Below are 13,912 nucleotides of genomic sequence, written 5' to 3' on the forward strand. Positions count from 1 at the left end.
GCGGTGTCGGATGACATCCGGGTCGGGGACCGCGTGAGGCTGCTCGGCCTGCCCGACTGGCTGCTGCATGATCTGCCCGCGAGCGAGCAGGCGGAGATGCGCGGCTTCTTCGGCCAATCATGCGCGGTGAGTGAGATCGACGCGCATGGCTATTACTGGCTCGGCTTCGGTATGACTGTCGACGACGCCGATGGCTCGCGCTGCACCGGCCACAGCTTCTGCGTTCCGCGCGACTGCATCGAACGCGAGCCGTGATCAGGGATTGCGTGGCGGGCCGCCGCTGGTGGGAGGCTGGACGGCTTTCGCCGCTGCCGCCTGCGCCTGGTCGATCAGGCCGGCCGCCAGCATCGTGTCGATGACGCGATCGCGGCGCTCCTGGTCGTATCGCGTAGGCCTCGGAATTCGCAGCCGGGTGATGAGCCAGGCGATCTCGCCGATGTCGAGGCTGGCGATGGATCTGCCGAAATACGCCGTGGCGGCGTCTGCAGCACCAAAGGCGCCGCGGCCGAAATAGGCATTGTTGAGATAGGCCTCGAGGATGCGGTCGCGCGTGAACGTGCGCTCGATACGGCCCATGAAGACCTGTGTGCCGAGCTGCCATTCCAGGCTCGGTCCCTTGCAGCAGTCCGGAACCAGCGTCCAGAGACAATCGCGGCTGACCGCGTGGATGATGCTCGAATTGCCCGGCTGACGACCGGCCACGATCTCGGATGCGAGCCGTGCCAGCGGGCCGATCGACCGTCGTTCGTAGAAGTCGCGATCCTGGGAGGCGACGACGGCGTTCCGGACCAGGTGCGGAATCTCTGAGAGCGGCACATAGGAGCTTCCCGGTTTCGTCGTACAGAGCGGGCCTGTGGTAGGGAGAGCCGCAAGCTGGCTCTCGGTGGGCAGGCCGAGGCCATATTCGAAGTACCAGATCACATAGCCTTCGGCGTAGAGCAGCAGCATGACGGCGAGCGAGAGCACGGCCAGGATCGTTTTGCCGAACAGGATGAAGACGCATTGGGTGCGGGAACGTGGCATCGTCGGAAGATTGGTTCCTTGGGATGCGTCCTGGTTCATCAGGTCTTTCCTGCGTGATATCGCCAAAATGTCCAGGAAACGGGTGGGCGCTGCGCCCCTTCTGTCGCATCCTCGTCATTCCGGGATCCGCGCCCTTGCGCGCAGGCCCGGAATCCATAACCACGATCGTGAGTATGGATTCCGGGCGCGTCGCTGCGCGCCGCCCCGGAATGACAACTGGGATGAATTGCATGGCCAGACTCACGTACGCAGTGCCCGACCTCGCTTCTCCCGCCGCGACCGGGATCGATGCGATCGATTGGCCAGTGGTCGAACGTGATCTCGATGCCAGCGGCTGCGCTGTGTTGCCGCAGCTCGTGTCGCCCGATGAATGCCGCGCGCTGGCGGCGCTTTATCCGGATGACGCGCATTTCCGCAGCCGCGTGGTGATGGCGCGGCACGGGTTCGGGCGCGGCGAGTACAAATATTTCAGCTATCCGCTGCCGGAGCCGGTCGCGAAGCTGCGGCCGCAGCTCTATGCCCGCCTGGTTCCGGTCGCCAATCGCTGGAATGCGACCATGGGCATCGACGTGCAATATTCCGACGATCACACCGCGTTTCTCGCCCGCTGCCATGCTGCCGGTCAGACGAGGCCGACGCCGCTGCTGTTGCAATATGTCGAAGGCGACTACAACTGCCTGCACCAGGATCTCTATGGCGAGCACGTGTTTCCGCTGCAGGTCGCGATCCTGCTGTCCGAGCCGGGGCGCGACTTCGCGGGCGGCGAGTTCGTGCTGACCGAGCAGCGGCTGCGGATGCAGTCGCGCGCCGAGGTGGTGCCGTTGCGCCAGGGCGATGCCGTGGTGTTCGCTGTCCACCAGCGTCCGGTGCAGGGCACGCGCGGCAGCTACCGGGTCACCATGCGCCATGGCGTTAGTCGGCTGCGCTCAGGCCGGCGGCATACGCTCGGCGTGATCTTTCACGATGCGAAGTGAGGCGGATGACGGCTGATCTGTTCGATGGCCTGGAGGCGGCTGGACCGGCGCGCGAGCCGCTCGCGCCCGGGGCAATGCTGCTGCGCGGCTTCGCGCGGCCACAGGAGACCGAGCTGATCTCTGCCATCGAGGCGATCACGGCGCAGGCGCCGTTCCGCCGCATGGTGACGCCGGGTGGCCATCAGATGTCGGTGGCGATGACCAATTGCGGCCCGGTCGGCTGGGTGACGGACCGCAGCGGCTACCGCTACGATGCCCGCGATCCGGACAGTGGCCAGCCCTGGCCGGCGATGCCGCCGCTGTTGCGGCAGCTTGCCGAGCAGGCCGCAACCGACGCCGGCTTTGCCGCCTTCGCGCCCGATGCCTGCCTGATCAACCGCTACGAGCCGGGCGCGAGGATGTCGCTGCACCAGGATCGCGACGAGCAGGATCTGGGGGCGCCGATCGTCTCGGTATCATTCGGGCTGCCGGCGACGTTCCTGTTCGGGGGTCTGAAACGCACCGACAAGACGCAGCGCCATCGGCTGGTCCATGGCGACGTCGTCGTGTGGGGCGGCCCGGCGCGGCTCGCCTTTCACGGGGTCGGGCCGCTCGCCGATGGCGAGCATGCACAACTCGGCCGCCAGCGCGTCAACCTGACGTTTCGCCGCGCGCGCTAGTCCTGGCCGCTGTGTGACCTTCCTCATTTTGCAATGGGCATCCCTGGCTCTATGCTGCGCCACGGAGAGGGGCCATGAGCACTGTCGAACTTGCGGACGAGCGCGCGTCGGGGGCGACGCGGCTCGGACTTCATCTGGCGCTGCTGCAACTGGTCTTCAGCCTGCTGTGGACCACCTATGTGATCTATCTGCCCAAGCTCGCGGCGCAGGCCGGCATCGCCCCTTCGGCCGTCGTTCTGATCCTGATGCTGGACCAGGCGATCTTCACGCTCTCGGATACGGCCATGGGAATCGCCGCGGACCGGTTCGGGAGGATCGCCGCGCGATTCGGCCTCTTCATCGGCCTGGTGACGGCGGTCTCCTGCGCCGCGTTCGTCGCGCTGCCATTCGTCGCGGCGTCGGCCGGTCCGACCGCCTTCGTCGGACTGATCGTGGTGTGGGCGCTGACCTCCTCCGTGCTGCGGGCGCCACCCTTGACCCTGCTCGGGCGCCATGCGGCGCGGCCGACCATCCCATTCCTGATGGCGCTGGTCATGCTCGGCTATGGCGTGGCCGGCGCGGTGTCGCCGTATCTCGGCGTGGTCCTGCGCGACTATGATCCGCGGCTGCCCTTCATCGTCTCCTCGGCCGTGCTGCTGCTGACGGCGCTCGGCCTGTCGCGAATCGCGCAGGATGGCGGATCGGCGGCCAAACAGGTCACACTGAAGGTCGAGCCCAAGCCGTTGCGGGGATTGCCGCTGCTGTTCATCGGCGCCATGGTGATCCTCGCGCTCGGCTACCAGCTGCATTTCAGCATCAACAGCTCGGCCTTCTTCCTGCGCTTCGCCAGGCCGGAGGACCTTTCATGGCTGATGCCGGTGTTCTGGATCGGCTTCAACCTCGTGCTGTTCCCGGCCAGCGTGGTGGTCAAGCATCGCGGCGGGCTCATGGTGATGGGAATCGCCGGTCTGCTTGGTGCGCTTGCGATCGTGCTTGCCGAGCTCGCGGGTGCGCTGACGGTGCTGATCGTGGCGCAGTTCATCGCCGGTGCCGCCTGGGGCTGCATGATGATGAGCGCGATGTCCGCGGCGCTGGCGATCGGGACGACGGGCGCCGAGGGCAAGGTGACCGGGCTCGTGTTCTCGGCGCTGGCGCTGGCGACCTTCGCGCGGATCGCCGCCGTCGCCGGCGGCCTGCAGAAGCTGCCCGACTACGCGCCCCTGGTGCAATGGGCACCGGTCGCCTGCTGGTTCGTGGCCGGCGCCGGCCTGCTGGTGATGGCCGCGGCAGCGTTGCAGGGACGGCAGGCATCTGCCTGACCCTGCAACCGCCCAGTCGTCCACCGCGATCGGCCTATGGTTTTGCCGGATGAATGAAAGCCCAGGGCGAGACCTCGGAATCCCGGGGCACTTCGACGTCGATCAAATAGGGCCCGCCATGCGCGAGCGCCTTCTGCAGCGCTGATTTGAACTGATCCGGCGCCGTGACGCGGCTCGCGGCCACGCCGAAGGACTCCGCGAGCTTGACGAAATCCGGGTTGACGAGGTCGGAGGCCACGACGCGGCCGTCGAAGCGCTCGCGCTGGTCGCGCCGGACATTGCCATACGAGTTGTTGTTGAACACCAGCGTGACCACGCCGATGTTGTACTGCACGGCCGTCGCCAGCTCCTGCACCGCGAACATGAAGCCGCCGTCGCCTGTGATCGCCACCACCGGTCTGTCGGGATGCGCGACCTTGGCGCCGAGCGCGGTCGGGAAGCCCGCGCCGAGCGTGCCCTGATAGCCCGAGGTGATGAAGGTGCGCGGCTCGTACACCGGAAAGCCGTACCAGGAGGCGAAACCGACCTGCGATAATTCGTCGGTGACGATGGCGTCCGGCGGCAGCACCTCGCGCAGCACGTTCAGATAGGCCATCTGCGGCTGCACCTTCTGGATCTCCTGCAAGGTCGCGGCGCTGGCCTCGCGAATGGTCGCGCGGCGGCCGGAGGTCTTGCGGTAGCCCGCCTTGCCGACGGCCGCCGAGAGCGCGGCCGTCCCGGCCTTGGCATCGGCGACGATGCCGGCATCGACGACCAGGCGCCGCATTTCGGCGGGGTCGATGTCGATGCGGATCGACTTCAAACCATCGGGCTTGAACGGCCAGCGGAACGTGGTCGGCAGCTCCATGCGGGTGCCGATTCCGATCATCAGGTCGATGGTCGGCCAGAGCTTGTAGGCGGCGGCCATGGTGAGCCCGAGCTCATGCGCGTTGGAGACGATGCCGCGTCCGGACCGGAACGCCACGACCGGCGCGTCGATCATCTCGGCCAGCTCGAGGATCTCCTCGCGGGCCTCGATCGCGCCGGCGCCGACGAAGATCATCGGCGTTTTCGCAGAGGTAATCAGTCCGGCGGCCTTGGCGATGCGGTCGGCATCGGGCTGCGGCGGCGCGAACTGCGGCAGCGGCTTGGCAGCGGCCGTCTCGGCCTTCTGCGTGAACACGTCCCACGGCATCTCGAGGGCCGTGGGACCGCGTCGCCCCGACAGCATTTCCTGGAACGCGCGCGCGACCAGCGTCGGCGCGCTGTCGGGATATTCGATGCGCTCCGCCCATTTGACGAAGGTGCGCAAGGTGGCGAGCTGGTCGGGCATCTCGTGCAGATGGCCGCGGCCACGGCCGAGATAATCCGTCGGCACCTGGCCCGTGAGACACAGCACCGGCTCGTTGCAGCCGAAGGCGGTGAGCAACGCCGCGCCGGCATTGAGCACGCCGGGTCCGGGAACGACGCTGAATACGCCGGGCCTGCCGCTGGCGCGGGCATAGCCGAACGCCATGTAGCCGCAGGCCTGTTCGTGGCGGGCGCCGACGACCTTGAGCTGCGCCTGGTGGAAGGCGTCGAACAGGCCGTAGACCTGCGCCCCAGGAAGGCCGAACACGGTGTCGACGCCGTGGGCGACGAGCCCGCTGACGATGGCTTCGCCGCCGGTCATGGTGGTCATGCTGACATTCCGTTGCTGATTTTATAGAGCTTCGTCGACGACGCCATTGCGCAAGGTACCGACGCCCTCGGCTTCGATCTCGATGACGTCGCCGGGCTTCAGATAGCGCGGCGGGTCGAACCGTGCACCGGCGCCGGTCGGCGTCCCCGTCACGATCACGTCACCGGGCATGAGCGTGGTGAAGGTCGAGATGTAGTTGATGAGGTAGCGGAAGCCGAACATCAGCCGCGACGTGCGATCGTCCTGGCGCAATTCGCCATTGACGTGCGTCGTCAGCCGGATGTCGGCAATCTGGCTTTCGTCGGTGTAGCGCACGATCCAGGGCCCGAGGCTGCCGGTGGAGTCGAAGTTCTTGCCCTGGGTGACGTTGAACTTGGCATGCCGCACCCAGTCGCGGATGGTGCCCTCGTTGCATAGCGTCAACGCGGCGATGTGATCCAGCGCCTGGGCCTCGGGAATGTGACGGCCCGCCTTGCCGATGATCAGCACGAGCTCGCCTTCGTAGTCCAGTTGCGGCGAGGCGCGCGGGCGCACCAGCGGCGTCTCGTGGCCGACGAAGGAGCGCGGCGTGCGCATGAACATCGACGGGTATTTCGGCGCGTCCTGGCCATCCTTGTATTCGGCATTGCGATCGGGATAGTTGACGCCGATGCAGATGATCTTCTCGGGCGAGGGGATGGGCGGCAGCCAGGTGATGGCATCGAGGCCGTGATCGGGCGAGAGGCCGGCGGCGGTCTCGATCAGCCGCGGCAGGGCGTCCGCCGCGATGACTTCGCGTAAGGTCGGATAGTCCTTGGCGAAGCGCGCCGAGAGATCGACAAGACCTTTGTCAGTGACAAGTCCATAGCGGACGGAGCCGTTGACGGAGTAGGTCGCGAGGCGAGGGGAGGTCATGGGCATCTCTCCTTACACGCCGAGCCGCTGGATCTTGTGGGTGCCGCGCGCGAGCGAGACGTGCTTGGTCTCCATGTAGAAGTCGAACGAGTAGTCGCCGCCGTCGCGGCCGATGCCCGACGCCTTCATGCCGCCGAACGGGGTCGGCAGATGGCGGACGTTCTCCGAGTTCAGCCAGATCATGCCGGCCTCCAGCGCGTCGGCGACGCGCAGCGCGCGGCCCATGTCGCCGGTCCAGACATAGCCGGTGAGGCCATATTGCACGTCGTTGGCGATCGCGATCGCGTCGGCTTCGTCGCGGAACGGGATCACGGTGAGGAACGGCGCGAACACTTCTTCCTGCGCCACGCGCATGGTCTGGCGCGCGCCGGTCACCAGCGTCGGCTCGACGTAATGGCCGCCGCCCGGGCCGTCGAACCGCTTGCCGCCGACGGCGATGATCGCACCGTCCTCGCGCGCAACGTCGACATAGGAGCAGACCTTCGCGAGATGCCGCTCATGGATCAGCGGTCCGATCTCGGTGGCGGGATCGAGCGGATGACCCACTTTCAGCGCACGCACGCGTGCGGCGAGCTTGGCCGTAAACGTCTCGGCGATGCTCTGCTGCACCAGCAGGCGGCTGGACGACGTGCAGCGCTCGCCGTTGAGCGAGTAGATCATGAACACGACGGCGTCGAGCGCGCGGTCGAGATCGGCATCGTCGAACACGACCACCGGGTTCTTGCCGCCGAGCTCGAAATGCACCCGCTTCAAGGTCGGTGCTCCCTGCGCCATGATCGCAGACCCCGTCGAGCTCTCGCCGACGAAGCCGATCGCCTTGATCGCGGGATGCTCGGTCAGCGCCTTGCCGGCCTCTTCGCCAAAGCCATGCACCGTGTTGAGCACGCCGTCGGGAATGCCGGCGTCCTTGGCGAGCTTGGCGAGCCATTGCGCCGTGATCGGCGACCATTCCGCCGGCTTGTGCACGACCGTGCAGCCGGCCGCGAGTGCGGGGGCGATCTTCCAGGTCGACAGCATGAACGGCGTGTTCCAGGGCGTGATCACGCCGACCGGGCCGATCGGCACCCGGGTCGAAATGTTCCAGTGCTCGTCGCTCGGCGTGCTCTGGCCGTCGCGGGCCTCGGTGCATTTGTCGGCGAAGAAGCGGAAGTTTTCCGCGGCGCGGATCGCGGCCTTGGCCATGAAGCGATAGGCCTGCCCGGTATCGATACATTCGAGCACCGCGATGTCGTCGGCATGATCCTCGATCGCATCGGCCACGCGATGCAGCAGCTTGCGCCGCATCGCCGGCGCCATGTCGCGCCAGGATTTGAAGGCAAGTGCGGCCGATGTCGCCGCGCGGTCGATGTCCTCGGCATTGCCGCGTGCGACGGTCGCGAGCACGGTGTTGTCGATCGGAGACTTGGTCTCGAACGTTGCGCCCGAGATGGCCGGCACCACCTTGCCGTCGATGAAATGGCCGATGCCCTCGTGCTTCAGCTTCGCGAGCAGGGGAGCCGCGCGGTCGAGGTTGGACTTGTAAATGTCGGTTTTGGGATTGGCCCTATCCATGGGATGCCTTCGCTTTCAGGGCGTCGTGGATGTTGTTGCGTTTCCAGCTGGTCGCGGCGTCGTTGATCTGCATGTCGAAGGACAGCGCGAACTTGCTGCTGGCGAAGACGGGATCGAGGTAATCCGAGAGCGCCTTGAAGACGTATTCGCCGGCCTTCTGCCGTGCCGGGAGGTTGCGGCCTTCGCCGAGCCGCAGCAGCATGGCGAGGAAGGCGGCATCGGGCTTGCCGTCGGCGATCGCGTAATGCTCGCAGCGGATCGCGCGCACGCGGATGCCGCCGATCGGAAAGATCCCGGTCTCACTGGCGGCCTTACGGACCACCTCGCAGACGTTGGCCATCACGACAAAGGCGTCGAGATTGGCGGAGTATTCGATGCTGAAATGCGGCATGATGCGGTCGCTCCGGTGCAGGCGTCAGGTGAAGTAACAGCTCACCGTTCCATACGGGCCGTAGTCGGCCTGGATGGTGTCGCCCTTGCGGGCCTCGATCGGCCGGATGAAGGAGCCGGCCAGAACGACCTGGCCTGGTTCGAGGGCAAGCCCGCGCGCTGCGATCTTGTTGGCGAGCCAGGCAACGGCCGTCGCCGGGTTGTTCAGCACGCCGGCGGCCAAGCCGGTCTCTTCCAGTTGGCCGTTCTTATAACAGAGTGCGCCGATCCAGCGCAGGTCGGTATCGAGCGGCCGCAGCGGCCGGCCGCCGAGCACGATTCCGGCATTTGCCGCGTTGTCGGCGATCGTATCGAAGATCTTGCGGGTCGCCTTGGTCGCGGGATCCACCCGCTCGATCCGCGTATCCAGGATTTCCAGTGCCGGTACCACGAAATCGGTCGCGTTGAGCACGTCGAACACCGTGCAGTCCGGCCCCGACAGACGGTGCTTCATGACGAAGGCAAGTTCCGCCTCGATCCGCGTCGCGATGAAGCGGTCGGACGGCACCAGCCCGCCATCGGCAAAGAACATGTCGTCGAGCAGCACGCCCGAATCCGGCTCATCGATGTTCAGCGCGCTCTGCATCGCCTTCGACGTCAGCCCGATCTTGTGCCCCTTGATGACGCGGCCCGCGGCCACCTTGATGCCGATCCAGGCCTCCTGGATGGCATAGGCATCTGCGATGGTGATATCGGGAAACTCCTGCGAAAACTGCCTGATCTGGTGGCGGCTCTTTTCAGCCTGATCCAGGCGTAACGCGCAGCTATGTATCTGGTCGCTCGAAAGAGGCATGGTTGTCGCTCAGAAAAGAGGTGGCCGCAGATGATTAACATGTTAAGTTTCTGCCGGCAAACCGAAAGGACGTTTGCTGCAGTGCAAATATTCGGGGCGACCCCCAGGAGATTGATGTGAGCGAGACCAGGGCGAAGGTCGCGAGGCCGGCGGCGAAGGACGCCCGCAAGGTGCCGATGCGCGACTTCTCGCAGTCGCTGCCGATGGCCTTGTTGCGGGCGCGCGAGGCCGTGATGCGGCAGTTTCGTCCCAATCTGCGGCAGCACGGCCTGACCGAGCAGCAATGGCGCATCCTGCGCGCGCTGGCGGCGGTCGACGTGATCGAGGTGACCGAGCTGGCGCGGGTCGCGTTCCTGCTCGGGCCCAGCCTGTCCCGCATCCTGCGCGATCTCGAGGCGCGTGGCTTGATTCAGCGCGAAGTCGATAGTCGCGACATGCGCAGGGGCGTGCTGTCGATTTCGAGCAAGGGCATGAAGCTGATCGCGCAGGTCGCGCCGAGCTCGGAGGCGATCTACGCATCGATTGCCAGCCGGTACGGTACACGCAAGCTTGCCGCATTGCACAAGATGCTTGGCGAGCTCGAGCTGAGCATCGGCGGCGATCTCGCCCCCGACGACAGCGGTGACGGCTGATATGCCGCGGACGAGGCGCAACGGAAGGGGTCTCGTACTTGGCAGGCCGTTCGGCGTTTTGATAAGAAGCGATGCAGTCGAGCGGAGATGGCGTGCGTCGCAGGCATGGCATTCCATGCTAACTCTGTCTGCATGCTGATCGAACCCGCGAGTTGTCATGGTCACAATCAAGGTTGCCCGCCTCATCGATTTCGTCGCCGACGTCTTCGAACATGCCGAGTCCTCTGCTGAGGAGGCGCGGCGGATCGCCACCTATCTCACGACGGCAAATCTCACCGGGCATGACAGTCACGGTGTGATCCGGGTGCCCGTCTATATCCGCTGGAAGAAGATGGGATCGATCGTGCCCAACCAGACGGCGGACATCGTGGTCGACACGCCGTCGCTGGTGGTCGTGGACGGCAAGTTCGGCTACGGCCAGACGGTGACGCCGCAGGCCGTGAGGATCGGCATCGAGCGCTGCAAGAAGAGCGGCCTGGCTGCGCTGGCGCTGCGCAATTCCGGCCATCTCGGCCGCGTCGGCGACTGGGCAGAAATGGCCGCCGCCGAAGGACTCGTGTCCATTCATTTCGTCACGGCCGCGGGCTCCCTGCTGGTGGCGCCCTATGGCGGCGTCGAGAAGCGGTTCTCGACCGCGCCCTATTGTGTCGGCATCCCGCGCCAGGGGCAGGATCCCATCGTGCTCGATTTCGCGACCTCGATCGTGGCCGAGGGCAAGGTCCTGGTGGCGAGCCGCGGCGGCAAGAAGCTGCCCAAGGGCGCTTTGATCGATGCCGACGGGACGCTCAGCGAGGATCCGGCGGTGCTCTATGGACCCTATGAGACCGAGGGGACGCGCGACCACACCAAGGGGACGGGAGCGATCCGCGCTTTCGGCGAGCACAAGGGCTCCGGGCTCGCCTTTATCTGTGAGCTGCTCGGCGGCGCCTTGACCGGCACCGGGGCGACGTCAGCAAACCGGCGCTTCGCCAACGGCATGCTCGCGATCTACATCGACCCGAAGGTGGTCGATCCGGCGAGCTTCTTCGACGGTGAGATCACCCGCTATACGGATTTCATCCGGGCGACCAAGCCGGTCTTCGGCGTCGATCAGGTGCTGGTGCCGGGCGACCCCGAGCGCAAGATGCGGGCCGAGCGTACGGCCAATGGCGTGCCATTGCCCGACGACACCTGGGCGGCAATAGTGAACACGGCGCGCGACGTGGGTGTCAGCGAAGCGAGCATTCAGCGGGCGACATCGTGATATCAGTGTGATCGCCGGTGGCGCGAGCGATCCACGCGCAGATTGAGCGGGATTGCATTGCGTTGCGCCATCGGCGAGAACGAATTTGAACGAGACAGAACGGTTGAACAACAAGGGAAGGAAACGCAGTCGTGGCGAACAATAAGGTCAAGCAGCTCTGGGCCGAAGGCAAGGCGGTGGTGAATGCCTGGCTCGCGATCCCCTCGGGGTTTTCCGCGGAGGTCGTGGCTCAGTGCGGCTTCGACAGCGTCACCGTGGACATGCAGCACGGGGTGCAGGACTATCTGTCGATGGTCCAATGCTTCCAGGCGATGCATGGCCATCCGGTCACGCCGATGGTGCGCGTGCCGTGGAACGAGCCCGGCATCATCGGCAAGGTGCTCGATGGCGGCGCCTATGGCGTCATCTGCCCGATGGTCAACACAGCGCAGGAAGCCCGCAACCTCGTTTCCTACTCAAAATATCCGCCGAAGGGCGTGCGCTCCAACGGTCCGATTCGTTCGGGCATGTATGGCAGTGCGGGCGAGTATCAGAAGACGGCCAACGACGAGATCGTGCTGCTGCCGATGATGGAGACCAGGACCGCGGTCGAGAACATGGAGGCCATCCTCGATGTCGAAGGCATCGACGGCGTCTATATCGGGCCCTCCGATCTCGGCTTTTCCTATGGTCTGGTGCCGAAGCTCGATCGCGACGAGCCGGAGATCCTCAAGATCTATGAGAAGATCGTGAAGGAATGCGGCAAACGCGGGCTCAATCCCGGCATTCATTGCAGCGGCGCCGAGGGTGCGGTCCGCGCCATCAACATGGGCTTCAAGCTCGTGACCTTGTCGAACGAGGTCGGCCTGATGCAGGTCTATGCCCGCCAGCAGGTCGCGCAGACCCGCAAGGACTCCGGCGGCAAGGCGTAACGAGAAGGGCGAATGGCGAGGAGGGCGTAGCGAAGAGGATCCGTTTCCTTTCGCTATGCGCCGCTCGCCATTCGCATGTTGGTTCGCGATCGACGTCCTGATACGAGAGAGACAGCCATGGCTCCGCACCCCGTCATTCGTCTGCATCCCGAGGACAGCGTCCTGATCGCGCGCGCCAGCCTGCCTCCGGGGCTGTCGATCGCCGAGGGGGTCACGACGACCGACCGGATTCCGGCCGGTCACAAGGTCGCGGTGCGTCCGATCGCGCAGGGCGAGCCGATCCGCCGCTACGGCCAGATCATCGGCTTCGCCACCGCGCCGATCGCGCCGGGCCAGCATGTTCATACACAGAACTGCGGCATGGGCGATTTCGCCAAGGACTACGCCTATGGGGTCGACGTGAAGCCGACACCGAATTTCGATCTTCCGGCGACGTTCGAGGGCATTCGCCGGCCCGATGGCCGGGTTGCGACCCGCAACTACATCGGCATTCTGACCTCGGTGAACTGCAGCGCCCATGTTGCGGGCCTGGTCGCCGATGTGTTCAAGCGCAATCCGTTCACTGGCGACGATCCGCTCGCCGACTACCCCAACGTCGACGGCGTGGTGGCGCTGACGCACAAGACCGGCTGCGGCATGACGCTGGACGAACCGCTGAAGCTGTTGCGGCGAACCCTGGGTGGCTACGCGCGGCACGCGAATTTCTCCGCTGTGATCGTGCTCGGCCTTGGCTGCGAGGCCAATCAGATCGGCGGATTGATGGAGGAGCAGAAGCTCGCCGGCCGCCTGCGCGCCATGGACATCCAGGAGGTCGGCGGCACCCGCAAGACCGTCGAGGCCGGCATCGGCTTCGTGAAGGAAGCGCTCGCCGACGCCAACAGGGTCAAGCGCGAGACGGTTCCGGCCAGCGAACTGACAGTCGCCCTTCAATGTGGTGGATCCGACGGCTATTCCGGCATCTCGGCCAATCCGGCGCTCGGTGCGGCAAGCGATCTGCTCGTGCGACATGGTGGCACAGTAATCCTGTCGGAGACACCGGAGACCTATGGTGCCGAGCATCTGCTGACGCGCCGCGCGGTCAGCCGCGACGTCGGCGAGAAGCTCGTTTCCCTGATGCGCTGGTGGGAGGAGTATACGGCGCGCGAGGGTGCGGAGATGAACGCTAATCCCAGCCCGGGCAACAAGGCCGGCGGCCTGACGACGATTCTCGAGAAGTCGCTCGGCGCGATGGCCAAGGCCGGCAGCACCAATCTGGTCGATGTGCTGCATTATGCGGAAGCGGTCACCAAGAAGGGCTTCGTGTTCATGGACACGCCCGGCTACGACCCGGTCGCGGCGACGGGGCAAGTGGCCGGCGGCGCCAATCTCGTCTGCTTCACCACCGGCCGCGGCAGCGTGTTCGGCTGCAAGCCGGCGCCGTCCATCAAGCTTGCGACCAACACGCCGATGTACAAGCGGATGGAAGACGACATGGACGTCAATTGCGGCACCATCCTCGACGGCGAGGAGACGGTGCAGGACTGCGGCCAGCGCATCTTCGAACTGATGCTGAAGACCGCCTCGGGGCAGCCGACCAAGAGCGAGAGCTTCGATTTCGGCGGGGCCGAGTTCGCACCCTGGGTGCTCGGCGCGACGATGTAGCTTGATCGGTGTAGCTGGATCACTCAGCTATTCGACGGCCCCCATCGGGGCTGTGGTTCGGATGTCCCGGCATCTGATCGCAGCTGAGATCGCAAGTTAGCTGAGATTGGATCGCAACTGAGATCAGATGACAGGTGAGCGCGCCGCCATGTGCTGGCTGTCGTGGTCAGCCTGTTATGGGCAGTCCGTCATGGGCTTGCCCTG

General features: G+C 65.6%; 14 protein-coding genes. 8 read left to right on the top strand and 6 right to left on the bottom strand.

The features are described from left to right. Positions 1-3 precede the first annotated feature (3 nt). Positions 4-255, top strand: a complete 252-nt coding sequence (locus ACQR1H_RS01445) for a hypothetical protein (protein ID WP_434907013.1) — start codon at positions 4-6, stop codon at positions 253-255. On the opposite strand, the gene ACQR1H_RS01450 is transcribed toward ACQR1H_RS01445, so the two are convergent. Next, positions 256-1,023 (bottom strand): transglycosylase domain-containing protein, encoded by a 768-nt coding sequence (locus tag ACQR1H_RS01450; protein WP_315801291.1) that lies wholly within the window; start codon positions 1,021-1,023, stop codon positions 256-258. Positions 1,024-1,253: 230 nt separating this feature from the next. On the opposite strand from ACQR1H_RS01450, the gene ACQR1H_RS01455 reads away from it, so the two are divergent. The 3 genes from ACQR1H_RS01455 (at position 1,254) to ACQR1H_RS01465 (ending at position 3,954) form a co-directional block, all read left to right on the top strand. Beyond that, on the top strand, positions 1,254-1,997 hold the full coding sequence (locus tag ACQR1H_RS01455; protein ID WP_434907014.1) for a 2OG-Fe(II) oxygenase: 744 nt from the start codon (positions 1,254-1,256) through the stop codon (positions 1,995-1,997). Between the two features lie 5 nt (positions 1,998-2,002). Next, on the top strand, positions 2,003-2,656 hold the full coding sequence (alkB, locus tag ACQR1H_RS01460) for a DNA oxidative demethylase AlkB (protein WP_434907015.1): 654 nt from the start codon (positions 2,003-2,005) through the stop codon (positions 2,654-2,656). Positions 2,657-2,730: 74 nt separating this feature from the next. Next, positions 2,731-3,954, top strand: coding sequence for an MFS transporter (locus ACQR1H_RS01465; protein ID WP_434907016.1), 1,224 nt, complete (start codon positions 2,731-2,733; stop codon positions 3,952-3,954). 34 nt (positions 3,955-3,988) lie between these two features. On the opposite strand, the gene ACQR1H_RS01470 is transcribed toward ACQR1H_RS01465, so the two are convergent. The 5 genes from ACQR1H_RS01470 to hpaH are packed head-to-tail and all read right to left on the bottom strand — an operon-like array spanning position 3,989 to position 9,281. Beyond that, entirely contained in the window at positions 3,989-5,614 is a 1,626-nt protein-coding gene (locus ACQR1H_RS01470; protein ID WP_434907017.1) for a thiamine pyrophosphate-dependent enzyme, read from the bottom strand. A gap of 21 nt (positions 5,615-5,635) precedes the next feature. Beyond that, the gene (locus ACQR1H_RS01475) at positions 5,636-6,508 is read right to left on the bottom strand and encodes a fumarylacetoacetate hydrolase family protein (RefSeq protein ID WP_434907018.1); all 873 of its coding nucleotides are present in this window, start codon (positions 6,506-6,508) and stop codon (positions 5,636-5,638) included. 12 nt (positions 6,509-6,520) lie between these two features. Beyond that, positions 6,521-8,059 (bottom strand): 5-carboxymethyl-2-hydroxymuconate semialdehyde dehydrogenase, encoded by a 1,539-nt coding sequence (gene hpaE / locus ACQR1H_RS01480; RefSeq protein ID WP_434907019.1) that lies wholly within the window; start codon positions 8,057-8,059, stop codon positions 6,521-6,523. Beyond that, positions 8,052-8,450, bottom strand: coding sequence for a 5-carboxymethyl-2-hydroxymuconate Delta-isomerase (locus tag ACQR1H_RS01485; RefSeq protein ID WP_434907020.1), 399 nt, complete (start codon positions 8,448-8,450; stop codon positions 8,052-8,054). The genes hpaE and ACQR1H_RS01485 overlap by 8 nt, the downstream gene beginning before the upstream one ends. Positions 8,451-8,474: 24 nt before the next feature. Next, a complete protein-coding gene (gene hpaH / locus ACQR1H_RS01490) occupies positions 8,475-9,281 on the bottom strand; it encodes a 2-oxo-hept-4-ene-1,7-dioate hydratase (protein ID WP_315801283.1) in 807 nt (268 codons plus the stop codon). Positions 9,282-9,457: 176 nt separating this feature from the next. Here hpaH and hpaR point away from each other — a divergent pair, with 176 nt between their 5' ends. The 4 genes from hpaR (at position 9,458) to ACQR1H_RS01510 (ending at position 13,708) form a co-directional block, all read left to right on the top strand. Next, positions 9,458-9,913 carry a homoprotocatechuate degradation operon regulator HpaR gene (gene hpaR, locus ACQR1H_RS01495; protein WP_409997893.1) on the top strand — a complete coding sequence of 152 codons (456 nt, stop codon included), beginning with the start codon at positions 9,458-9,460 and terminating at the stop codon, positions 9,911-9,913. Between the two features lie 157 nt (positions 9,914-10,070). Then, entirely contained in the window at positions 10,071-11,156 is a 1,086-nt protein-coding gene (locus ACQR1H_RS01500) for a malate/lactate/ureidoglycolate dehydrogenase (RefSeq protein ID WP_434895273.1), read from the top strand. A 131-nt stretch (positions 11,157-11,287) separates the two neighbouring features. Then, a complete protein-coding gene (locus tag ACQR1H_RS01505) occupies positions 11,288-12,067 on the top strand; it encodes an HpcH/HpaI aldolase family protein (protein WP_316183352.1) in 780 nt (259 codons plus the stop codon). Positions 12,068-12,184: 117 nt separating this feature from the next. Beyond that, positions 12,185-13,708: a UxaA family hydrolase gene (locus ACQR1H_RS01510; protein ID WP_434907021.1), complete on the top strand. Its 1,524-nt coding sequence runs from the start codon at positions 12,185-12,187 to the stop codon at positions 13,706-13,708. Positions 13,709-13,912 lie beyond the last annotated feature (204 nt).

It is taken from the genome of Bradyrhizobium sp. HKCCYLRH2015 (assembly GCF_051168215.1).
Taxonomy (GTDB): Bacteria; Pseudomonadota; Alphaproteobacteria; order Rhizobiales; family Xanthobacteraceae; genus Bradyrhizobium.